Source organism: Terriglobus tenax (assembly GCF_025685395.1).
In the GTDB taxonomy this organism is placed as follows: Bacteria; Acidobacteriota; Terriglobia; order Terriglobales; family Acidobacteriaceae; genus Terriglobus; species Terriglobus tenax.
In genome coordinates this window covers 2031458-2054006 of record NZ_JAGSYA010000004.1, presented here as the reverse complement: position 1 = coordinate 2054006, position 22549 = coordinate 2031458, and the positions used below count along the sequence as shown (strand labels likewise).

Genomic DNA, 22549 nt, shown 5'->3' with positions numbered 1-22549 from the left:
GCTGCCCCTGTCGGTAAAGATAAATCTTCAGGAAAGCTTACGCCGCAGCAGCCGGCGTAAAGCCATCGCAACCGCTGATGGGGGTCACCTTCAGGTGCAAGGTGGAATGCTTCGGGTGGCCGCACTCGTCCAGCAACGTCTCTTCCGCCTGCTTGCTGGTCATAATGGAGACCAGGATGTTGTCTCTGTGGGTTTCACCAAAGTGGGCACAAAGTCCGCACTGACCGTTGGAAAGCATCTGCATAGAAAAACCTCCACTCGCTTGGATTAGAGCCTGCAGCAACTCCCTCACGTTGCCTGTACTCAGAAGAATGCACCTCGCAAAACCCCTTGTAAATTGCGACAAATCCGGGCCGAGATGTCAGGTAACTACGACTGAACCTGTCGGAAAAAGAGTGGAACTCCATCCGCGCGGCTTGCGTATCTGGCTTACGGAAACAAGGGTCGTAAGACCAATGAGGTGGGAAATGACAGGCGATCTTTACACGGCAAATATGAACGACGCGCAGCGGGCATACTTCTACTCCGAATACCAGCGGCTGCGCAAAGACGAGATAGCCGGCATTCTCTTCGCCTTTTTCCTGGGCGGCTTTGGAGCGCATCACTTTTACCTGCGACGCAACGGCCTGGGTATTCTCTACGCCTGTTTCTGCTGGACCGGCATCCCCAGCCTCATCGCTCTGGTGGAATGCTTCCTGATGCCCGGCCGCGTGCGGGAGTACAACACCCTGCTCGCTCTGCAACTGCAGGATTCCATTCTGCGAGGCGTCCCGGTACTGGCGCCCATGGCTCCGGATGCTTCGCCGTTCACCGTGCGCACCTGCGGCCAGTGTGGAACGCCGATGGAGCAGGAGGCTGTCTTCTGTACGAAGTGCGGTGCCCGGGCTGCGTAACTGGCAGAAAAAAGGCGCAGGTGGCGGGCGTTTGCCCATGCCTCCTGCGCCTTTTGATTCGGAAAGCCGCTTAGACCAGCGTGTGCAGGTAGTCGAAGTCGGCCTTCGCCGCTTCCAGCGGAGGCAACGTGTACGGAGCTTCCTGCTCCACGAAGATGTGCTCAATGCCCTGGCCCTTCACGCTGGCGAAGATCGCCTTGTAGTCCACCTTGCCCTTGCCGATCTCGGTGCCCTTGGCGCTCTCGCCCGTCTTACCCGTCTCCCACGTAGAGAAGTCCTTGATGTGCAGCATCTTGATGCGGCCCGGATACTTCTTCACATAGTCGCCCGGCTTGTAGCCCGCCACGGTAATCCATCCGCAGTCGATCTCGAACTTTACGTTGGCCGCGCTGGTGTTCTTGATCAGGTAGTCGTAACCCGGAACGCCGTCTACCAGGGCAAACTCCATGGTGTGGTTGTGCGCGCCAAACACCAGGCCATTCTTCTTGGCCTCTTCTCCCACCTTGTTCATGGCCACGGCCAGCTTCTTGAAGTCGTCCCCGGTCAGCGGAGCCACCATCTTGGCGCGCCAGGCGGCACGCTCGGCATCGGACATCTCCGCCATCGGCTTGCTCGGCCTCTCCTGGATCAACTGCTTCGGCACCGACGCCGTTGCGTACTTACAGCCCAGCGCCTTGGCTTCGTCAAACGACTTCTGCAGGTTGTTCATGTCCCACTGCAGGTGAGCGCTGGGGCACTTCAGGCCGGCATCGTCCAGCAACTTGCGGAACTCGGCTGCGGTCTTCAACGTGCCAAAGCCGGCTGTCTCCACTTCCTTGTATCCCATGGCGGCCACCTGCTTTACGGTGCCGACAGTGTCTTTCATCATGGGGTCGCGTACGGTGTAAAGCTGGATGCCGATGGGCAGGCCCAGCGGGTCAGCCCACGCCGTGCGTCCCAACGCTCCTGCTGCCATTACCGCTGCCGCGCCACCTACAAACTGCCGCCGATTCATCCGCATCTCTCTTCTCTCCTCACGGGGAAATCCTACGTGAGCGAGTCTCTGCGCTTTTCTGACTGCTTGTCAATCATCGTCATGTAAGATTGCTCCACCCGATTCTGAGGAGTGCACCCAATGAAACGTTTCGCCGCGCTTGTTCTCGCCGTCGCAGGCACCAGCTTTGCCGCCACCACGCCCGTCACCGGTAACTGGAACATCTACGGCGACGTCAGTGGTTATCCCGTCAATGAAACCTGCACCTTCTCCATCGACCAGGACAACCAGATCACCGGCAAATGCGCCATGGCGGAGAAATCCTACGACGTAAAGGGCACACTTGCCGACAAGAAGCTGACCTTCACTCACGCAGGTGAGTACCAGGGACAGCCGCTGGTTCTTACCTGGACCGGCACGCTGGCCGAAGATGGCTCGCTGGCCGGTACTATTGACGTTCAGCCCCTTGGATATGACGGCACCTTCACCGCCAAAAAGGCCGACGAGAAACCGGCCGAAAAACCCGCCGGCCTCTAATCCCTTTTGCGGAGTATCCGCATGTTTCGACTCCTGGCAATTGCAGTCGCGTTGGTGGTGGCGGTCATCCTGATCCTGGCTGCCACCAAGCCCTCCACCTACCACGTGGAGCGTTCCATCTCCATCTCCGCGCCGCCGCAGAAGACCGCCAACCTGGTGGATGATTTCCACCTGTGGGACCGCTGGTCACCCTGGGCCAAACTCGACCCTGAGATGAAGGTCACCTACTCCGGCCCGCAGAGCGGCATCGGTTCCATCTATCACTGGAAGGGCAACAGCAAGGTCGGCGAGGGCGAGATGGAGATCCTCTCCGTCGAGCCCGGCAAAACCACCATCCGGCTGGATTTCCTCAAGCCCTTCGAAGGCAACAACACCACCGTCTTTTACTTTGCCGGAAATCCTGACGGACCGGTCACAGTGCGCTGGACCATGGACGGGCCCGCCAACTTCATGACCAGGGTGATGCTGGTGTTTACGAGCATGGACAAGATGATTGGCCCTGACTTTGAGCAGGGGCTGGCTAACCTGAAGACTGCCGCCGAGCGCTAAGATCTCCTACCTCGCTGGCAAACACCACGCGGTTGCGTCCGCTTCGCTTTGCCTCGTACAGGGCATCGTCTGAGAGCTTTCGTAGCGCGTCCAGTTCCGTCGCGTCCTCGGGATACAGCGCCACGCCAATGCTGATGGTGATGGGCACGGTCAGTCCGTCAATCTCAAGCGGCTTCTCAAACAGACGTAGCAGGTTGCCGGCCAGCACCCTTGCACCTTCTTCGGACGATACCTGCCCCACCACCAGCGTGAACTCCTCGCCGCCGGTGCGGGCCAGCGTATCGCTCTGGCGTATGCGCGACTGCAGCCGGTTGGCGACCTGTTTCAGGCACTCGTCGCCCACCAGGTGTCCATAGGTGTCGTTCACCAGCTTGAAGCGGTCCAGGTCAATGGTCATCAACGCCGCGGGCTTGATGTTCCGCTGCGCCATCGACAGCCACTGCCGCATGCGGTCTTCCAGCAGGGTCCGGTTGGGCAGGCCGGTCAACGGATCGTGGTGTGCCTGGCGCACCAGTTCGAGGTTCAGCTCCACGTTGGCGGTGGTATCCACCACCAGCAGAAACCGCGCCCAGCTGCTTTGAAAGGTCACAGGGTACATGGTCATCTCCGCATAGAAGACGCTGCCATCCTGGCGCCGGCTCTTGGTCTGGTACTGGTCCAGGCGGCGCTCCGAACGCATCTGCCGGGCGCGCTTCGTGGCCTCCTCCGGCAGAAAGATCGCGCCAATCTCCATCCTCAGCAGCTCGTCCAGGCTGTAACCATAGGCTGTCTGCGCCGCCCGGTTGGCGGAAAGAAAACGTCCGCTCGACGGCGAGAAGACAAACATCGGATGTGGATTGCCTTCATACAGAAGGCGGTACTCCTCCGTCAGGGTTCGCACTTGCGCCTGGTCTTCTTCCATCACGCGCAGAATCATGCCAAAGGCCGCCAGATACTTGGGCAGATACCAGAGGTTGTTCAGCGTCGCAATGGCGTGGGGCCAGTTGGCTTTGTCCGCCATCCAGCCATACAGCGGGTACTCTGCCGCCCAGAAGAAGAAGCCCTGCGCCACAATCCATTGTCCGGCGCGGCCACGCATCGGCAGCGTCAGAAACATGAGTCCGGCGGCGGTAAAGATCTCTGCCAGCACCACGATGTACAGCTTGTCTGTGCAGCCATGGGTCGCCAGCCACAGCATGGCCGCGCCGCTCACGGTGGCAACAAGATCCAGCAGCAGTATGCGGTATTTGGATTGCAGCCCAAAGCTGCGCCGCATGGCCCAGACTGCCAGAATCTCCCCGGCAACAATCAGGGAAAGAATGATCCACGGCCGCCCTAGTCCAAGATTGATCAGCAGGATGCCCACGCACGCCGGCACGCTGAGCAGCAGCGCAAAGTTCCGCAACTGCGGCAGGGTCAGCTCCTTCTGGCCAAATGAGATCAGGAATGCAATGCCGGCCAGCATCATGGCCCACAGACGGAAGGTCTCGGCCGCCGGGGTCGCGGCACTCTCAACGCGCTCCCACTCCCAGATCGCCATGCTGGCCAGCACCAGCAGCCACCCGCCCAGCCACAAGCGGTAGCGCCGCTGCGGCCGTCCTCTTTGCAACACAGCAAAGAAAAAGGTCAGCAACGGGACCATGATCAAATCGAACAGTTCTTCCCTCATCGGCTCCTGACGCACAGAAACCCCGCCAGCCTGAGGCTCAGCTGTACTCTGCGTGGCATTGTCGGTTAACTGTTACTATCCCACCTGACTGTAGCCGCGCCTAGCAAAGTTGTCTGCAAACTGGGTACGGCAGGAACCGATTGAAGTAACGTGGAAAAAAACTGATTGGAGCATCTCCACATGCACAAAGTTCTGGCAATTGACGTCGGTGGAACCCATATCAAGGTTCTCGCCACGGGAAAGAAAACACCCATCAAAATCGCCTCCGGCCCTGACGCCACAGCCAGCTACATGGTGGAACAGGTGCTGGCCGCAACGGCTTCCTGGGAGTATGACCGTATCTCCATCGGCTACCCCGGCCCGGTCATTCGCAATAAGCCCGCCGATGAGCCGCACAACCTCGGCCCCGGTTGGGTCGACTTCGACTACGAAAAGGCCTTCGGTAAGCCCGTACGCATCCTGAACGATGCCGCCATGCAGGCCCTTGGCAGCTATGAGGGGGGACGCATGCTCTTTCTCGGCCTGGGGACAGGGCTGGGTACGGCAATGATCCTCGACGGCACCATCGCTTCCATGGAACTGGCCCACCTGCCGTATCGCAAGGGAAAGACCTATGAAGAGTTCGTCGGTAAGGATGGCCTGAAGCTTCGCGGCCGCAAAAAGTGGCAGAGGTCGGTCCACGACATCATCGAGCGGCTGCGTGCTGCGCTGTTGTGCGAGTATGTCGTCCTTGGCGGCGGAAATGCCAAGCTGCTGGAGGAGTTGCCTGAAGGCGTTCTGATGGGGACAAACGCCAATGCATTCGCCGGCGGCTTCCGCCTGTGGGACGAGACGCCGATTACAGGCAATCCCAAGAACGTCATCGAGATCGGCCGCGCACATATCCGCCAGTCCGCCGCACGCCGGCACCAGCACGCGCATCCCAGAAACACTTAGCCAAACAAACGTGCCTGTCCCGGAGCAGTGTCTCTCTCCGCGATACCCGGCGGCATCTTCAGTGCCACCTCGGACGACAGCAGGGAATCCATCGAGCGCTTGTTCAGGTGGTACTTGCGGCACAGCGCCGTCACCATCGCGCTCAGCCGCGCGGCGTAGGCCGTCTCGGCAAACTCCCGGTCCTGGAACCGGCGGGCGTATTCCGGTTCCAGGGCAGGGAAGTGCTCGCGAACAAAGCTCAGGTACGTGGGACGCGAGCACGGTTTCAAAAACAGCGGGTTGGCCGCAAAGAAGCACGCGCCATGTTCCGAGGCAAGGCGCGCCATGCGGTCCATCTCCGCCAGTCCATCGGTAATGCCGGGCAGCAGCGGCGAGTTCAGCACACCCACCCATATGCCCGCATCCCGAAGCTTGCGTACGGTGGCCAGCCGCAGGTCTGGCCGCGGAGCGCGCGGCTCCAGCTTCCGCGCCAGCTCCACGTCCGGCGTGGTGATGGTGATGTGCACCACCAGCGTGCTTTTGCGGGCAATCTGCTCCAGCAGGTCGATATCCCGCGCAATCAGCGCCGACTTGGTCACCATGCCCACGCGAAGGCCGCTGCGGCGCGCCAGAACCTCCAGCAGGCTCCGCGTCACACGCAGCTTCCGTTCAATGGGCTGCCACGGATCGGTCGCCGTCCCAAGCGCGATCTCCTCCGCGATGCGGCCCTGCCGCTCCAGTTGCCGAAGCTCCTGCTCCAGCAGCCACGCGGCATTCTCCTTCACGAAGATCTTCCGTTCGAAGACCTCCGGATCATGGAAGTCCGGCTGACCCTCCCCCGGTCCGTCCTTGGGCGCCAGGAACGTATGCGTATATCGCGCGTAACAGTACCTGCAGCCGAACTCGCAACCGCGGTATGGATTGATGCTCCAGGCCATCCAGCGCATCCGCTTGGAGACGGATTTGTTCAGCACACTGCCGACCTTCATCCCGGCAAACTCCACCAGATGGCCGTCATCCAGAGGACCAGCTTCAGCAGCCATCCGGACCATTCCAGAGCTTTGCCGGAGGATGGGAAAGAGAGTCTCGATATTCGCTTTTTCTTCTCCATCCATGAAGTGAGATTAGGCCCGTTTTCTTTCCCCGTCAACCAACTTCTTCAGTGGAAAACTCAAATGCCGGCGGGTATCTTCGTAGCTGTGAATCCACTCAAGTCCGCGCTCACATTCACCTCGTTCGCCCTGCTCGCTGCTGCGGCACAGGCGCAGTCCACGGAGTACCGCATTTCCTTCCAGGACCGCGTTCACCACGTCCTCCAGGTGGAGGCCACCTTCCGCGGTATCCCGGCCAGCCAGCCGCTGCGTGTGCAGATGAGCCGCTCCTCGCCCGGCCGCTACGCTGCCTTTGAGTACGCCGAAAATCTCTTCGACGAACAGATCACCGGCGCCGACAACCAGCCGCTGAAAGCCACACGTCCCGACCCGCGTACGTGGCAGATCACCGGCCACAAGGGCACCGTGCACATCACCTACCACCTCTTCGGAGACCGAGTGGACGGCACCTTTATGGCCGTCGATACCACGCACGCGCACCTGAACTGGCCGGCCACCGTCCTGTGGGCGCATGGCCTCGAAGAGAAGCCCACAAAGATCACCTTCGTTCTTCCAACGGACTCAAAGTGGAAGATAGCCACTCAGCTCTACCCCACCAGCGATCCCACCACCTTCACCGCGCCCAACCTGCAGTACCTGATGGACAGCCCGGCTGAACTCAGCGATTACATGCTGCGCACCTTCACCGTCGCTCCGCTCACTCCTGGTGGCAAGACACAGACCATCCGCGTCGTCGTGCACACGCACGGCACCGACGCACAGATGGACGCCTTCACCAGGGACGTCGAGACCATCGTGCGCGAGCAGCAGGCCATCTACGGCGAACTGCCCGACTACGAGCCCGGCTACTACACCTTCCTCTGCGACTACCTGCCCTGGGACAACGGCGACGGCATGGAGCATCGAAACTCCACCGTCATCACGCAGGCCTCGGCCTTCGGCAACCGCCGCCTCACCGGCACCGTGGCGCATGAGTACTTCCACAACTGGAACGTCGAGCGCATCCGCCCGCAGGGCCTTGAGCCCTTCAACTTCGCCGACGTCAATATGAGCTTCGGCATGTTCCTGGCCGAGGGCTTCACCCAGTACTACGGCCCGCTGGCGCAGGCACGCGGCGGCATCATCGAACGCGAACAGGCGCTTGCCCAGATGGCCGGTGCGATCAGTGCCGTGCAGAATTCGCCCGGAACGAAGTACCGCTCCGCCACGGACATGAGCCGCTTCGCGCCCTTCGCCGACGGAGCCAGCCGCGCACAGCCCGTCTACAACGCCAACACTTTCGTCTCCTACTACACCTTCGGAGCGGCCATTGCCACCGGCCTCGACCTCTCGCTGCGCTCAAAGACCAACGGCAAGGTCTCACTCGATGACTTTATGCGCGCCATGTGGAAGGCCTACGGCAAGCCCGGCGGCTCGGCTCCGGGACTCGTTGGCCACCCCTACACTCTTGCCGATGTGAAGACGCAGCTCGCACTGGTAAGCGGCGACAAGGCATGGGCCGATGACTTCGTCACACGCTACATGGATGGTACCGACCGCATCGACTACGCTCCTCTACTGTTGCGCGCCGGGTACGTTCTACGGCCGGTTCAGGGGCAGGCTGTGCTTGGTGTCCGCGTCGATAAGAAAGGGAACGCCGCGGTCGTCGATACTCCCACCATCGTCGGTTCGCCCGCCTACAACGCGGGCCTGGACCTGGACGATGAGCTGATCTCCATTGCGGGAACACCCATCACTGCACAAGAAGACGTCGTGAAAGTGGTTGCCGGCAAGAAGGCAGGCGACCAGGTCGAGCTGGTCTTCAAGCGCCGCGGTGAGGAGATCCACGCCACCGCAACCCTCGCGCCCGACCAGCGGCTGGAGATCGTTTCCGTCCCCACCCCAACAGAGGAACAGAAAGCCTTCCGCGAAGCCTGGCTTGGAAGCAAGGTGAAGTAGCAGGCGTTGGTTTGAGAGCTTCAGCTCTCAAACGGATTAAGCAGTGGCCTTCAGGCCACTGAATCTGAAGCCGAAACAAAAGGGCTTTAGCCCTGGGTCCCTGCAACAGGCTCAGGGCCGAAAGCCCTTCTTCGTTGCACGCTTAGTCCCTAGTACTGTCCATAGCGCGGATACGTTCTCCGCGAACGCCGTACCCGGTGCCGCGCAGCTACCCTGCGGTGCTTCCGCGTCTTCACGCGAGCACTCCGATGCGCCCGCGTGTTGGAACGATGACGATGACGGGTCATGCCCGCATGAGCGATGGAACCAATGGACAAAAACGCCAGCAGAAGGAACAGAAGGATTCGGTTACGCATAAAAGATATGCGTGATGATGACATGGTTCCTGCCGTTGAAAACATAAATCCTCTGCGAGATTTAACCACCGCAGAGGATTGCTTTTCGTGCTTTGTCATTCCGGAGCGCATCGGGATCCCCGGCCAGCTCGCTGACTGGGGTGAAAGCGAAGGAGTTTCCTTCTACGCTCCAGCAATCGTCATCCCCTCAATGCGGATCGTCGGGCTGGCGCTGGCGCTGCGGAAGCGCAGGTCATTCCCAATCGCGGAGATGTTCCTGTACATCTCCTTCAAATTGCCGGCGATGGTAATCTCTTCCACCGGATATGCCAGCTCGCCGTTCTCAATCCACAGGCCGCTTGCGCCCTGGGAGTAGTCGCCCGTCACCAGGTTCACGCCGAAGCCCATCGTCTCGGTCACGTACAGGCCGCTCTTCACCTCGCCAATCAGTTCTTCCGGCGTCATGCTGCCCGGCTGCAGGAAGAAGTTGCCCGCGCCGATGCCCGGCGTTCCCGCCAGACCGCGTGAGGCGTTGCCGGTGGACTTCATGCCCAGTTTGCGCCCGGTATAGCTGTTCAGGGGGTAGTTCCTGAAGATGCCGTTTTCGACGATCACCGTGCGCCGCGTCGGCAACCCTTCGCCATCAAACGGCGATGTGCCAAAGCCGCCCACGCCATCAAACACGAGCGTGCCATCGTCCACAATCGTGACGTTCTCACCTGCCACCTGCTCGCCCAACTGGCCGGCGAAGAAAGTGGCATGGCGATAGATCGCGTCGCCGTTCGCGGCGTCAAAGATGTTGCCCATCAGGCTGCGCGCAATCTCCGGCGAGAAGACCACCTGGGCCTTCTGCGTCGGTACGCGGCGCGCTCCCAGCCGGCGCAGGGCGCGCCGTGCGGCCTGCTGGCCAATCTCTTCCGGCGATTCCAGGTCGCCAATCCGCCGCGCCGACGAGTACCACGAGTCCCGCTGCATGCCCCCGGTCGCTTCCTGTGCAATGGGGGAGACCGAGAAGCCGCAGTAGCTGCGGCGATATTCGCCGCGGAAGCCGCGTGAGTTCACCATCATCTTGCGCGAGGTTGCCGCATCAAAGTCCGCTCCCGACGAGTTCTGGATACGCGTATCGAAGGCCATCGCGGCGGCTTCGCAGCGGCGGGCAATCTCAATCCGCTCCTCCACCGGCAGGGAGTAGACATCGTCAAAGTACAGCCCCAGGTCGCCCTGCAACTGCCCAAACTCGTCCTTCTCCGGCAGACCGGCAAAGGGGTCTTCGCTGGTAATCTTCGCCAGCGAGACGGCTCCGCTCACCAGCCGCTCAATCGATGCTTCTGAGAGGTCCGAAGACGAAGTATTGGCCGTGCGCTGGCCGATAAAGACACGCAATCCAATGGCGCGCGAGCCTGACTCCTGCAGCGTCTCCACCTGTCCCAGGCGAACGCGCGTGGAGAACTCATCGCCCTCGTAAACGACGGCCTCGGCGTCCGTGGCGCCCGCCTTCAGGGCGCGCTCCACCACCTGCTGGGCAAGAAGGTTCAGGTCGGTCTGCGGCAAGATTGCATCTGCGGTCGGGATACTCATTGCTTTGAGGATATCTGTTCGGCTGGGACGTGTCTGTTGCCCCATTCTTCGCCATGGGCGAAGAATGGGTAGGGCGCGGCAGCGCCACCGTCTTGCAACGCTCGAATGGGCAAAGAACGTTCTGCATATGCGAGACTTCTTCACGATGGAGATGACCCAGTTTGCAACCTACCCAAGCCTGCGCAGCCGCGTTGTGCTGGTCACCGGCGGAGCCAGCGGCATTGGCGCGGCCATCGTGGAAGCCTTCGCACAGCAGGGGGCGCGCATCGCTTTCCTTGATCTGGCACGGCAGCAGGGCGAATCCCTCGCGGCCCGGCTCACGGCAGCAGGACACACCGCGCTCTTCCTGCCCTGCGACCTGACCGATACCGCAGCAGCGCAACAGGCCGTCCGCGCTGTCGAAGAGCAATGGGGCCCTCTGGACGTGCTGGTGAACAACGCCGCCAATGACGTGCGCCACACGGTGGAGGAGATCACGCCTGAGCGCTGGGACCAGTTGATGGCGGTCAACCTGAAGCACCAGTTCTTCCTGGCGCAGGCGGTTCTGCCGGGGATGCAGCGGCAGCAGCACGGCTCCATCATCAACATGGGCTCCATCTCGTGGGCCATTCCGTCGACGGATCTGCCGGTCTACACCACGGCCAAGGCGGCCATCGTCGGGCTTACCAAGACGCTGGCGCATCTCGCGGGTCAGTACAACATCCGTGTGAACTGTGTCATGCCCGGAGCCATTCTTACCGAGAAGCAGCAGCGGCTGTGGCTTACGCCGGAGTACAAGCAGCACGTCCTGGCCGCGCAGGCCATCCAGCGCATGATCCAGCCCGAAGAGGTGGCCCGGCTGGTATTGTTTCTTGCCGCGGACGACAGCACCGCGATCACCAGCCAATGCCACGTCATCGACGGCGGGTGGATCTAGAACAAGGCCGGGGTGTCGCATATTCGATTGAGCGAGTCTTTCTACCTTTTGTCAAAGAAGCTTTGTCGTCTCGACCGGAGCACAACGCGCGGAGCGGAGAGACCTGCATCTGGACGCCATCAGGCCTCCTGCTCCAGTCGGAAGGACAGCCTTTCATACCTTCTCAATTTGTCGATATCTCTAGCCAAATCCGCCAACTTTCTTTACCCGCACCCACATTTCGCTAACGCCTGTTGCGGAGTAGCATCTCACTACGTATGAAAGAGCGCAGAGACATTGTCGCGCTGGCAGGACACGCCACCGGTGGCGTTCTGGTCACGCTGGTGCGCGTGGAAGGCTCCAGCTACCGCAGGCCCGGAGCACGTCTGCTGCTGCTGCCCGATGGCCGCACCGCCGGGACCATCAGTGGTGGTTGCCTGGAGGCGGAGGTGCTGCGCAAAGCCTTGTGGAAGGTGCGCGACGGCGCTGTGATGGAGCGTTTCTCCACCGCCTTTGACGACACCGAAGAGATTCCCTACGGCCTTGGTTGTGGCGGTGTGGTGGACCTGCTGCTGGAACCCGCTGACTCGCAGGCGTGCCGCGCTCTGCTGGGCGCCATGGCGGCATCCCTGCACGGCTACCCGTGCCAGGTCACCACGTGGCTTCCACGACCCGGCGAAAAGGGTCTGAAGCGGCTGGTCCGCACGGCAGATGGCGAAGAGCTATTCGCTGACGAAGGCTTTCAGGATTGCGACGACCCCGAGCGCTGTTTTGAAGAGACACTTGTTACCCCGCAGCGGCTCATTGTTCTTGGCGCGGGCGACGACGCCAAGCCGCTGGTCCGCATGGCGGGCGAACTTGGCTGGAGCATCATCGTTGCCGACGGCCGCCCGCAGCTTGCGAAGTATGACCGCTTTCCCGGGGCAGAGGCCGTGGGCGTTGCCGACTCACTCGAGAGCCTGAAGATCAGGCCGGACGATGCTGTCGTCCTGATGACCCACAGCTATGAACAGGACCGCAGCTGGATGGCCGAGCTGCTGCCCGTCGCTCCCCGCTACCTGGGACTGCTGGGCGCACGGCATCGCTCCAGCCTGCTGATCCAGCAGAGCGCTGCCATGGCCGGTCTGCCCTTGGAAACCGCCTGTGAGCGGGTTCACGCGCCGGTCGGTCTGGACCTGGGCGGCGATGGCCCGGAGGCGGTCGCTCTTGCCATTCTGTCGGAGGCGCAGGCCGTGGTGAACGGGCGGCCCGCGGGGTCACGCCAGCTGACTGCGGACAGTGTGCAAACCATCCTCGCCGAGGGGCCGGAGATTCGCTACGAAGGCGTCGTATGTGCCCTGGATGCGCTGTCATGAAGACCGCGGCGCTGGTGCTTGCGGCGGGAGCCTCCACGCGGCTGGGCCAGCCCAAGCAGCTGGTGCCTCTTCAGGGGGAAACTCTCCTGGAACGGGCGCTTCGCCTGGCCTGCAAGGCAGGCTGCGAACCGGTGATCGCCGTGCTGGGCGCGCATGCGGGCAAAATCGAAGCCGTCGTCAGCTTTGACGGTATCCATGTGGTTCACAACCCTGCCTGGCAGGAAGGCATGGCCTCCTCCATTCGAGCCGGGCTGCATGACCTGGTGATGGGCAGGGCAGAGCGGCTTCTGGTCATGGCCTGTGACCAGCCTTCGGTCACCGCTGGGCACCTGCAGGCGCTCCTGCAGCAGGAAGAAGGAATCGTCGCCAGCGGATACGCCGGCCGCCGCGGTATTCCTGCTGTCTTTCCACGTTCCATGTTTGGAGATCTGATGCACCTGCGCGGCGATGCCGGCGCGCGCGATCTTCTGCGCGGTGAGTCTGTTACCGTCATCGACCTTCCTGAAGGGGAGCTCGACATCGACACACCTGCAGACCTGGCTCGCCTCTCGCAAACCTGACCGGCAAAGCTTCCCCCCATTTCTCGCGTTCTTTGCGAAGGGTGGGTATCGCGCTTGTGCGCGACCGTGTCCAGCCGATGGCCCCAAAGCAAAAGCTAAGGAGGAGGCCGAAGCCTCCTCCCTGTGTGCTGCGATTGTGACTGTTACCGTCCGTGGCCATGCTCGCCGCCACCGTGCGGAGCCTCAGGACGTTCACCACCCTGAGGTCGCGGAGCCTGCTGACGCTGTTGTTGCTGCTGCTGGCGCTGCTGCATCTGCTGTTGACGTTGCTGCTGTTGTTGCTGCATCCGCTGCTGTTGTTCCGCCTGGCGCTGTTGCGTTTGTTGCTGCTGCGCCTGCTGCCGTTGCTGCATCATCTGCTGTTGGCGCTGCTGTTCCTGCTGAACGCGCTGCTGGTTCTGCGCATCCGCCTGCCGTTGCTGTTGCATCTGCTGCTGGTGTTGCTGCTCGGCCTGTTGACGCTGTTGCTGCGCCTGTTGGGCCTGCTGCTGCCGTTGCTGCAACTGCTGCTGCTGTTCCTGCTGGCGCTGCTGTTGCGCATGCTGCTGGTCCTGCATGCGTTGCTGGTTCTGCTGCTGCATCTGCTGGTTGCGCTGCTGCTCCTGTTGCTGGCGTTGCTGATCAAACCCGCCGCGATTCATGTTCTGCGGTTGCTGCTGCTGTCCTGGGGGCACGATGCGCCCGTTCTGGTTGAAGCCGTTGTTGAATCCGCCACGGTTTATCTGCGGGTTGGTATTCAAAGGCACCGGCGTCACACGCTGCTGGTTCTGCGGTTGCTGCGAACGCTGCTGCTGCATCTGCTGCTGTCGCTGCTGCCACTGCGGGTTCACGGCATTCTGGGCCGGGCGCTGGAAGCCGTGGTCGGCCTGCAGAGGACGGCTTACCGCTGCCTCCTGCGGACGTCCCCGGTTAGCCGCAAAGAAATTATTGCGGTTCTGCTGCGCTTCCTGCCGCAGGTTCAGCTGCTGCGTCATCGGACGCACATGCTGCTCGCGGTAGGCATAGCGTTCCTGCGGAGCCGGGGCGCGGTTGATGCCTCCGCGGCCGCCGTAATAAGCCACCCGCGTGTTGTTGATATACGTGTTGTTCACCACGGTGATGTTGCGCTGGTAGACGTACGTCACATGCGGAGGAACACGGTTCACCATGCGGTTGTAGTAGAAGTGGTTGTTGTTCCAGTAGCCGCCCTGATAGCCAAAGCCAATGTAGCCAAAGCCATAGTTAATGCCGCCATAGAAGCCGACATGCGGTCCCCAGTAGCCGCGATGGAAGCGATACCGGTTGCCATACCAGCCCCAGTAGCCAGGCGTCCAAAGCGCACCCATATAGGGCGGATAGACCCATGCACCGGGAACCCAGTAATAGCCCGTCGGAGCGTAGTACCAGTAGCCGGGGGTCCAGATGTAATCCGGCCCGGGAGCGACGGGTTGATCATACGTAGGCAGTTCCGGCGGAGGAGCGTCGGCCACCGTCTCGTCCAGCGCATCTGCTCCCTGGTTGTAATAAGTGTCGTCGTCCGCGTACTGGCCGTTAGGATCGCCCTGTGTGTTCTGGTCCTGGTACTGCGCGTTCGGGTCCTGATACGCCGGCTGCTGCGCAGGATAGTTCTGCGCCGTCTGGACACTCTGTGCCCGGACCGGCTGGTTGGTCTGCGCTGTGGGTTGGCCGTTCTGGTAGCTCTGGGCCTGGGTGTAGGCCTCATTCTGTTGGCTGTTGCCCTGCAGCGGTACCTGCGCCAGGTTGGCGTCGGCAGGATTTGCCGAGCCCGGTTCCTGCAGCGCCGCCTGCGCACTGCTGTGGCAGCCAACCAGCGGAAATGCCAGAGTTACCGCTAATATGCTGATTCTGAGAGAGATTCCGTTCCGGCCCATCGCGTTCACCTCGTTCGTCCACGCCGGGTCTTTCCGTCGCCCGGCTTTCAACCTACCTACCAATAGACACGCGGCAACGCCGAAGCGTTGCCGCATCTTTTTGTTGGGATTGGGGTTGTACGAAAGTTATTTCACAACAAGGCGCAGGGCATAGTAGATGCCGCCCGCGATAAACGCTGCCGCCGGCAGCGTAAAGACCCACGCCAGCAGGATGTTACGGATCGTCTGCATCCGCAGGCCGCTGCCATTGGCCAGCATGGTTCCGGCCACGCCGGAACTCAGCACGTGCGTCGTACTCACCGGCAGGTGGAACTGGTCGGCCGCAATGATGGTGCAGGCCGCAACAATCTCCGCCGAGGCACCCTGCGCATACGTCAGGTGCTCCTTGCCGATGCGTTCGCCCACGGTGATGACGATGCGCTTCCAGCCCACCATGGTTCCCATGCCGAGCGCCAGGGCCACGGCCACCTTCACCCAGGTGGGAATGAACTTGGTGGCGTGGTCAAGGTGGTTCTCGTAGTTTTTCAGGGTCTCTTTATCAACCGGGGAAAAGGGCGGAACTCCCTTTTCTTCGTTCGACTTGGCCAGCAGGCGCAGAGTTTCGCTCTCGATGTACATGTCATTGCGTACATTGCGCTGCTGGTCATCGGGAACATCCGACAACTGGTGCAGCGGAGCAACCTCGTGCGTAATCTCTTCCGACAGGCGGCGGGCGGCGGGAATCACATTCGGCGCCAGTTCCTTGGTGCGGATATAGCTGGCCAGCACGGTACGGGCGTCGTTCACCTCAATACCGCCCGGCGCATAGCTCTCAAACACACGCGAGGCCGACTCGCTGACCGCCACAAAATCCTGCGTCTGCGAGAAGCCCAGGGCGTGGTTCAGGGCATACGCCGTCGGCACGGTGCCGATCAGGATCAGCATGATCAGGCCCATGCCCTTCTGGCCGTCGTTCGATCCGTGGCCGAAGCTGACGCCGGTGCAGGTCAGAATCAGCAGCACGCGGATCCAGAACGGAGGAGGCTCATTGCCCTCCGGAGCGCGATACAGCTCCTGGTCCTTCACCACCTGCTTCAGGATGATCAGCATCAGCGCGGCAAAGGAGAAGCCGACCACCGGCGAGATAAACAGGGCACGGAAGACGTTGCCTACCTGGCCCCAGTCCACGCCGCTGGCGCCGTTGGCGCCATTCATCAGCTGGTGGGCGATGCCCACGCCAAGCATCGATCCGATCAGGGTGTGCGAACTGGAGGCGGGCAGGCCAAGCGCCCAGGTGCCCAGGTTCCAGGCAATGGCAGCCAACAGCAGGGCAAAGACGGCGGCAAATCCGGCGCCGGAACCGGCTTTCAGCACAATTTCAATGGGAAGCAACGAGAGAACCGCGAAGGCGACGCCTCCCGAAGAGGCCAGAACACCAATCAGGTTCCAGATACCGGACCAGATGACGGCGGTATGCGGATCAAGCGAGTGGGTATAGATAACCGTGGCGACAGCGTTGGCCGTGTCATGGAATCCATTCACGAACTCAAAGCCCAGGGCAATCAGAAGGGCGAGTCCAAGAAGGATATAAGGCCAGCCTGTGAGATTCGGAACCCGGCTCAGGTCGCGGCTGATATGCACTCCGGCGTATACGATACCCGCCAGAATCACGGCGCCAAAGACGCCAAAACTACGTTTGCCTGGACTGCGTTTCAGCTTTGCCTGTAATGCGGCTGACTGACCAACGCTTTCTTTGACGGCTACCGTCACACAACACGCTCCGGTGCGCTCGCCTATGGGCAAGGCACCCCAATGGATAGTACCAATCGGATGCTCCCCGAAGGCGACGGGAGTGTTACAGCAATGTTAAAAACACCGTTTGCACCATTCCGGGTGAAATTGCGGTTTTCGGGTTTTATCCGGTCCTCCGTTTGGAAATCTGGGTCGCCTGATGGCGCAGAGGCTGCCACGAATCGTTTTCCGGACATACATATTGGTAAACCTCTGGTCGTAACGCCCCGGCATGGGCTGGAACAACAACCATCTGGCGCATCGTCATTCCGGCTGGCTACAATAGCAGCCATGCGCAGGCCTTCCATCTTGAAGCGCTTTCGCCGCGGCAAGCATGATCGCGGCCGCAACCTCCTGTAATCCTTTCTCTGCCAACCTCTGCTAAGCTTCATACCGCCTGCAGGACGCCCCTTCCATCGCGCGTTCTGCGGAAAACCGCGCCCGTTCGCGGCGCACCTTGAGGATCCTAAGATTATGAGCACCCTGAATAGCTTCGGCGCAAAAGCCACCCTCGCCTCTGGTGGCAAGGACTATACCTATTACCGTCTTGACGCTCTGCACACCGTCCAGCTCTCCCGTCTGCCGTTCTCGCTGAAGATCCTGCTCGAGAACCTGCTGCGCCGCGAAGACGGGGTCACCGTCACCAAGGACGACATCGAATTCCTGGTCAACTGGGACTCCGCCGCCGAGCCCAGCCGCGAGATCGCCTACATGCCCGCCCGCGTCCTCATGCAGGACTTCACCGGCGTTCCCGCCATTGTCGACCTGGCCGCCATGCGCGATGCCATGAAGGCCATCGGCGGCGATGCCCAGAAGATCAACCCGCTGGTCCCCGCCGAGCTGGTTATTGACCACTCCGTGCAGGTGGACGAGTACGGCACCGCCAACGCCTATGACCTGAACTCGCTGCTCGAGTTCCAGCGCAACCGCGAGCGCTACGCCTTCCTGAAGTGGGGACAGACCGGCTTCCGTAACTTCTCCGCCGTGCCTCCCGGCATGGGCATCTGCCACCAGGTCAACCTGGAGTACCTGGCTCGCGTCGTCTTCACCACGGACGAGAACGTCGCCTACCCTGACACGCTGGTTGGCACCGACTCGCACACCACCATGGTCAACGGTCTGGGTGTTCTGGGCTGGGGCGTTGGCGGCATTGAGGCCGAGGCCGCCATGCTGGGCCAGGCTGTCTCCATGCTGGTTCCGCAGGTGGTCGGCTTCAAACTGACGGGCAAGCTGAAGCAGGGAACCACCGCCACCGACCTCGTTCTGACCGTCACCGAGATGCTGCGCAAGCATGGCGTTGTCGGCAAGTTCGTCGAGTTCTTTGGCTCGGGCATCAGCGCCCTGCCGCTGGCCGACCGTGCCACCATCGCCAACATGGCGCCGGAATACGGCGCGACCTGCGGTATCTTCCCCGTGGACCACGAGACACTGAACTACCTGCGTCTGACCGGCCGCAGCGAAGAGCAGATCGCCCTGGTCGAGGCCTATTACAAGGCCCAGGGCATGTTCCACACCGCCGACGCGAAGGAGGCCACCTACACCTCCACCCTGGAACTGGACCTCAGCAAGGTAGAGCCCAGCGTTGCCGGTCCCAAGCGTCCTCAGGACCGTGTCCTGCTCTCCAAGACCGCCGAGAGCTTCAAGTCGCAGCTCCCGTCGCTCTTCGGCCCCAACGGTGACAAGTCCTCTGACCGCCAGGTCGCACGCTGGCAGGGTGAGGGTGGCCACGGCGAAGCAAACGGCGTGGTTGCCACCAAGGACGAGCCGATTGCCAGCATCAAGGACCGTCTTGGCGTAGACGTGGATCAGTACCTGCACCACGGATCGATCGTCATTGCAGCCATCACCAGCTGCACCAACACCTCCAACCCCAACGTCATGCTGGCCGCCGGGCTTCTCGCCAAAAAAGCGGTCGAGAAGGGTCTCAGCACTCCGCCGTGGGTTAAGACCTCGCTCGCACCGGGTTCGCGTGTCGTTACGGACTACTACGACAAGGCCGGCCTGACCGAGTACCTGAACAAGCTGCGCTTCAACACCGTCGGCTACGGCTGCACCACCTGCATCGGCAACTCGGGCGCTCTGCCCACTGATGTCTCGAAGGCGATTGAAGACCACGGTCTGGTGGCGGTTTCGGTGCTCTCCGGCAACCGTAACTTTGAAGGCCGTATCAACTCCGACGTGCGTGCCAACTACCTGATGTCGCCGCCGCTGGTTGTGGCTTATGCCCTGGCTGGCCGCATTGACTTCGACTTCGACAGCGAGCCGCTGGGCAAGGGCAAGGACGGCATGCCGGTTTACCTGCGCGACATCTGGCCGTCGCAGGAAGAGGTGGCCCAGACAGTCGCCAGCTCCATCGACAGCAGCATGTTCCACAAGGAGTACTCCACCGTTGCCGACGGCGATATCAACTGGCAGAACCTGAAGTTCCCGCTGGGCGATACCTACGGATGGGAAGCTGATTCCACCTACATCCGCCAGGCTCCGTACTTTGACAACATGCCGGCCACCCCGGCTCCTGTCACGGACATCACCGCGGCCCGCGTGCTGGCGGTGCTGGGTGACTCCATCACCACCGATCACATCTCGCCCGCCGGCTCCATCAAGCTGAACTCGCCTGCCGGCAAGTACCTGACCGAGCATGGTGTGAAGCCCGCCGACTTTAATAGCTACGGTTCGCGCCGCGGCAACCACGAAGTCATGGTGCGCGGTACCTTCGCCAATGTTCGTCTGAAGAACCGCCTTGCTCCTGGCACCGAAGGTGGCGTAACGCGCCTTCTGCCCGAGGGCGAGCAGATGTCCATCTACGACGCCTCCATCACCTACGCCGAGCGCGGCGTGCCGCTGGCCATCCTCGCAGGCAAGGAGTACGGTTCCGGCTCCTCGCGCGACTGGGCTGCCAAAGGCACGCGCCTTCTGGGTGTCCGCTTCGTCATCGCGGAGAGCTACGAGCGTATCCACCGCAGCAACCTGGTGGGCATGGGCATCCTGCCCCTGCAGTTCCTTCCGGGCGACTGCGTCGATTCGCTCAACCTCAAGGGCGAGGAGATCTTCCACCTGGGCACCAAGCCGGGCGAACTGAAGGAGATGCTGGACTCGAAGTTCGCCGGCGGCAAGCTGCTGACCGTCACCACCGAGAACACCGTCGGCGAAACGAAGAGCTTCAACGTGCAGGTGCGTATCGACACCCCGCAGGAGATCCTCTACTACCAGCACGGCGGCATCCTGCAGTACGTTCTGCGCCAGCTCGCCGGCAAGGCATAACCATCACGCACAAATACAAAAGGCCCGGAGCGAATACTCCGGGCCTTTCTACGTTCAAACTCTTTTTTACGCTGCCTGGGAGCCGTTGGGGCTTTCGGCAGCCTGGTCGCAATAGCCGGACTCATAGTGATAGGACTGCAGATGACAATCGACGCATTCCCAACGGCTCAGCCGCATCCGGGCCATGGCTTTCATGAGCAACCGGGAATCTGAAGCCGTCATGCGAACACATGGGCCGGCACACCGGGAGCAGGTTATTTCCTGGGGTTGTTGATGCATGTAGCTCTTCCACTCCTGCAATCGTGTTGTCTTGGCAAAAGCAACTGCCATGCCAAAGTGACGCCGCGGCAAATCGAATCAATACAAGGAGTTCCGCGATTCTGAGCGACTCCCCAACGTATCCGGCGTCGGGAAAATCATTCCCGGCGGGGAATTTCTTCCCCGCCCCGCAGCATTGACTTTCCGCCGCGAATCACGCTACGTTGAAGTTCCTTTCATCTTCTGAAAGAACGCCAACTGACAACCCAGCCGTACGCAGTCCCGCAGTCCACTTCCTTACCCAGAGGTGTTGTTCATGCGCAGGTCCGCTTTTGCCGCTGTCTCCGTCTGTCTTCTCGTCCTTGCTGCGGGCTGTAACAGCAAGCCTTCCGGGGTGCCCATCGCAAGCAGTTCCGCGCCAAAGCTCGGCATCCGTCCCCACGGCGACGAGACCATCAAGTGGGATGAATCGAAGCTCGCTCCAGAAGCGAAGAAGGCTTTCGACTACATTGATGCCCACATCGACGAGCATGTGGTGAACCTGCAGAACTGGATCAAGCAGCCCTCCATCTCCAACTCCGGTGAAGGCATTCCCGAGTCTGCCGAGATGGTGAAGGGCTTCTTTGACAAGTTCGGCTGCCAGCAGACCCGCGTCTACGACGTGGGCATTACGGAGTACGGCACGCCGGGCAATCCCGTGGTCTACGCCAACTGCAACTTCAACGCACCCAAGACACTGGTCTTCTACTGGATGTACGACACCATGCCGGTCACACAGCCTGACCTCTGGGTGGCTCCGCCGTTTGAAGGACGTATCGTGCCCGGTGAGGTGGCCGGAGTACCAGCGGCCGCCAAGGTAATGGTGGCCCGCGGCGCAGTCAACACCAAGGGCAGCCAGATGGTTACTCTCAATGCGCTCATGTCGCTCAAGGAGACAATGGGAGGAAAGCTCCCGGTCAACATCATCTTCGTTGCCGAGGGCGATGAAGAGCGCATGTCCATTGGCCTTCGCCAGTTCATGAAGCAGCACTCCGACCTCTTCAAGGAAGCCGACGCTCTTTACGCCGGTGGACCGTCGGAAGGCTGCGTCTATGTGGAGCTCACGACCAGCGGCACGAAGTGGGGCCGTGGCCCCACCGTCTCGGATGTTCATGGCATCTGGAAGCGCGCGGCCGACTCGCCCGCGTGGCGGCATATCACCATGCTCTCCAAACTCATCTCGGAGGATGGCAACACGCCGAAGATCAAGGGCTTCTTCGACAACATGGAAAAGCCTACGCCGGAGCAGCTGGCGCGTCTGAAGATGGCCGGCGCAAAGATGAATCTTGCGGACGCGGCGAAGGCCATCGGCCTGGCCCGCTTTATGGCGGACGATCCCGCAAAGATGCTCCAGGACCTGCAATACGGCACCAGCTTCAACCTGGATGGCATCTGGGGCGGTAACATGTACGCCGGCGGCGCCGGAGCCATCCTGCCTAACAAGATCACCTCCAAGCACAATATTCGTTACGTCCCGAAGATGAACGGCCTGGACCTGGTGAAGAAACTGCGCTCGCAACTGGATGCCAACGGCTATAAGGACGTCGAAGTGAAACTCATTGGCGACGTGCCATGGTCGCGCGGCTCTGACCCGAAGAACGACATCAGCTCTGCTCATAACCAGACCATGGCGATGCTGGGCATGAATGCCATGGACACCATGAGCATGTTCATGGGCACCGATCCCAACAAGGAAGAGAAAAAGCCTGCCGGAGACAAGATCGGCTTTGTCTCACCGGATGCTCCCATGATCACGGACCGCCCCGTCGCTGGAGGGTACTGGCCCTCGTACCTGTTTACGGATGGCGAGGTAGGCGAGAAGGTGGGCAGTGTTTCCATCCCCATGGGAATGACCTTCGGCAGCTTCTCCGCCGGCGGGCGCGCTCATGCGGCGAACGAATACTTTGTGATTGAGGGCAAGGGCAAGATGCCCGGTATGGCCACGGCGGAGAAGTATGTCGTTGCCACCGTGCTGAACTACGCCCACACCACGACCACGCCGATCAAGCCGAAGTCAAAGTAGGGGTCTGAAATGGCAAATGCCCGGCATGCCGTCAAAGCG

At 61.3% G+C, this 22549-nt stretch carries 17 protein-coding genes; 10 read left to right on the top strand and 7 right to left on the bottom strand.

Annotated features, from left to right (window positions below):
* Nucleotides 1–37: 37 nt before the first annotated feature.
* Complete coding sequence (locus OHL13_RS14050) at nucleotides 38–244, bottom strand: hypothetical protein (RefSeq protein WP_263410756.1); 207 nt, start codon at nucleotides 242–244, stop codon at nucleotides 38–40.
* Nucleotides 245–467: 223 nt separating this feature from the next.
* Between OHL13_RS14050 and OHL13_RS14045 the strand changes: the two genes are divergently transcribed.
* Nucleotides 468–893, top strand: a complete 426-nt coding sequence (locus OHL13_RS14045) for an NINE protein (RefSeq protein ID WP_263410755.1) — start codon at nucleotides 468–470, stop codon at nucleotides 891–893.
* A gap of 70 nt (nucleotides 894–963) precedes the next feature.
* Here OHL13_RS14045 and OHL13_RS14040 read toward each other — a convergent pair whose 3' ends face one another.
* Nucleotides 964–1893, bottom strand: coding sequence for a sugar phosphate isomerase/epimerase family protein (locus OHL13_RS14040; protein WP_263410754.1), 930 nt, complete (start codon nucleotides 1891–1893; stop codon nucleotides 964–966).
* A gap of 114 nt (nucleotides 1894–2007) precedes the next feature.
* On the opposite strand from OHL13_RS14040, the gene OHL13_RS14035 reads away from it, so the two are divergent.
* Together OHL13_RS14035 and OHL13_RS14030 are read left to right on the top strand one after the other, a co-directional pair.
* On the top strand, nucleotides 2008–2403 hold the full coding sequence (locus OHL13_RS14035) for a hypothetical protein (RefSeq protein ID WP_263410753.1): 396 nt from the start codon (nucleotides 2008–2010) through the stop codon (nucleotides 2401–2403).
* A 21-nt stretch (nucleotides 2404–2424) separates the two neighbouring features.
* Nucleotides 2425–2952 (top strand): SRPBCC family protein, encoded by a 528-nt coding sequence (locus OHL13_RS14030; RefSeq protein ID WP_263410752.1) that lies wholly within the window; start codon nucleotides 2425–2427, stop codon nucleotides 2950–2952.
* On the opposite strand, the gene OHL13_RS14025 is transcribed toward OHL13_RS14030, so the two are convergent.
* On the bottom strand, nucleotides 2924–4600 hold the full coding sequence (locus OHL13_RS14025) for a sensor domain-containing diguanylate cyclase (protein ID WP_263410751.1): 1677 nt from the start codon (nucleotides 4598–4600) through the stop codon (nucleotides 2924–2926). The genes OHL13_RS14030 and OHL13_RS14025 overlap by 29 nt on opposite strands.
* Nucleotides 4601–4780: 180 nt before the next feature.
* On the opposite strand from OHL13_RS14025, the gene OHL13_RS14020 reads away from it, so the two are divergent.
* Nucleotides 4781–5536, top strand: coding sequence for an ROK family protein (locus OHL13_RS14020; RefSeq protein ID WP_263410750.1), 756 nt, complete (start codon nucleotides 4781–4783; stop codon nucleotides 5534–5536).
* Here the strand turns inward: OHL13_RS14020 and OHL13_RS14015 are convergent.
* Nucleotides 5533–6558 (bottom strand): SPL family radical SAM protein, encoded by a 1026-nt coding sequence (locus OHL13_RS14015; RefSeq protein WP_263410749.1) that lies wholly within the window; start codon nucleotides 6556–6558, stop codon nucleotides 5533–5535. The two genes, OHL13_RS14020 and OHL13_RS14015, sit on opposite strands and share 4 nt — an antisense overlap.
* A 132-nt stretch (nucleotides 6559–6690) precedes the next feature.
* Between OHL13_RS14015 and OHL13_RS14010 the strand changes: the two genes are divergently transcribed.
* Entirely contained in the window at nucleotides 6691–8565 is a 1875-nt protein-coding gene (locus OHL13_RS14010; RefSeq protein WP_263410748.1) for a M61 family metallopeptidase, read from the top strand.
* Between the two features lie 518 nt (nucleotides 8566–9083).
* On the opposite strand, the gene OHL13_RS14005 is transcribed toward OHL13_RS14010, so the two are convergent.
* Nucleotides 9084–10478 carry a TldD/PmbA family protein gene (locus OHL13_RS14005; protein ID WP_263410747.1) on the bottom strand — a complete coding sequence of 465 codons (1395 nt, stop codon included), beginning with the start codon at nucleotides 10476–10478 and terminating at the stop codon, nucleotides 9084–9086.
* A gap of 127 nt (nucleotides 10479–10605) precedes the next feature.
* Between OHL13_RS14005 and OHL13_RS14000 the strand changes: the two genes are divergently transcribed.
* The 3 genes from OHL13_RS14000 (at nucleotide 10606) to OHL13_RS13990 (ending at nucleotide 13288) form a co-directional block, all read left to right on the top strand.
* Nucleotides 10606–11394: an SDR family NAD(P)-dependent oxidoreductase gene (locus OHL13_RS14000; RefSeq protein WP_263410746.1), complete on the top strand. Its 789-nt coding sequence runs from the start codon at nucleotides 10606–10608 to the stop codon at nucleotides 11392–11394.
* Between the two features lie 257 nt (nucleotides 11395–11651).
* Nucleotides 11652–12728, top strand: coding sequence for an XdhC family protein (locus OHL13_RS13995; RefSeq protein ID WP_263410745.1), 1077 nt, complete (start codon nucleotides 11652–11654; stop codon nucleotides 12726–12728).
* Nucleotides 12725–13288 (top strand): nucleotidyltransferase family protein, encoded by a 564-nt coding sequence (locus tag OHL13_RS13990; RefSeq protein WP_263410744.1) that lies wholly within the window; start codon nucleotides 12725–12727, stop codon nucleotides 13286–13288. Before OHL13_RS13995 ends, OHL13_RS13990 begins: the two co-directional genes overlap by 4 nt.
* Before the next feature lie 143 nt (nucleotides 13289–13431).
* Here the strand turns inward: OHL13_RS13990 and OHL13_RS13985 are convergent, their stop codons facing one another.
* A complete protein-coding gene (locus OHL13_RS13985) occupies nucleotides 13432–15159 on the bottom strand; it encodes a hypothetical protein (RefSeq protein ID WP_263410743.1) in 1728 nt (575 codons plus the stop codon).
* Nucleotides 15160–15285: 126 nt separating this feature from the next.
* The gene (locus tag OHL13_RS13980) at nucleotides 15286–16908 is read right to left on the bottom strand and encodes an inorganic phosphate transporter (protein ID WP_263410742.1); all 1623 of its coding nucleotides are present in this window, start codon (nucleotides 16906–16908) and stop codon (nucleotides 15286–15288) included.
* A 495-nt stretch (nucleotides 16909–17403) separates the two neighbouring features.
* On the opposite strand from OHL13_RS13980, the gene acnA reads away from it, so the two are divergent.
* Nucleotides 17404–20190: an aconitate hydratase AcnA gene (gene acnA, locus OHL13_RS13975; protein WP_263410741.1), complete on the top strand. Its 2787-nt coding sequence runs from the start codon at nucleotides 17404–17406 to the stop codon at nucleotides 20188–20190.
* Nucleotides 20191–20764: 574 nt separating this feature from the next.
* Nucleotides 20765–22510, top strand: a complete 1746-nt coding sequence (locus OHL13_RS13970) for a M20/M25/M40 family metallo-hydrolase (RefSeq protein ID WP_263410740.1) — start codon at nucleotides 20765–20767, stop codon at nucleotides 22508–22510.
* The last annotated feature ends 39 nt before the right edge of the window (nucleotides 22511–22549 follow it).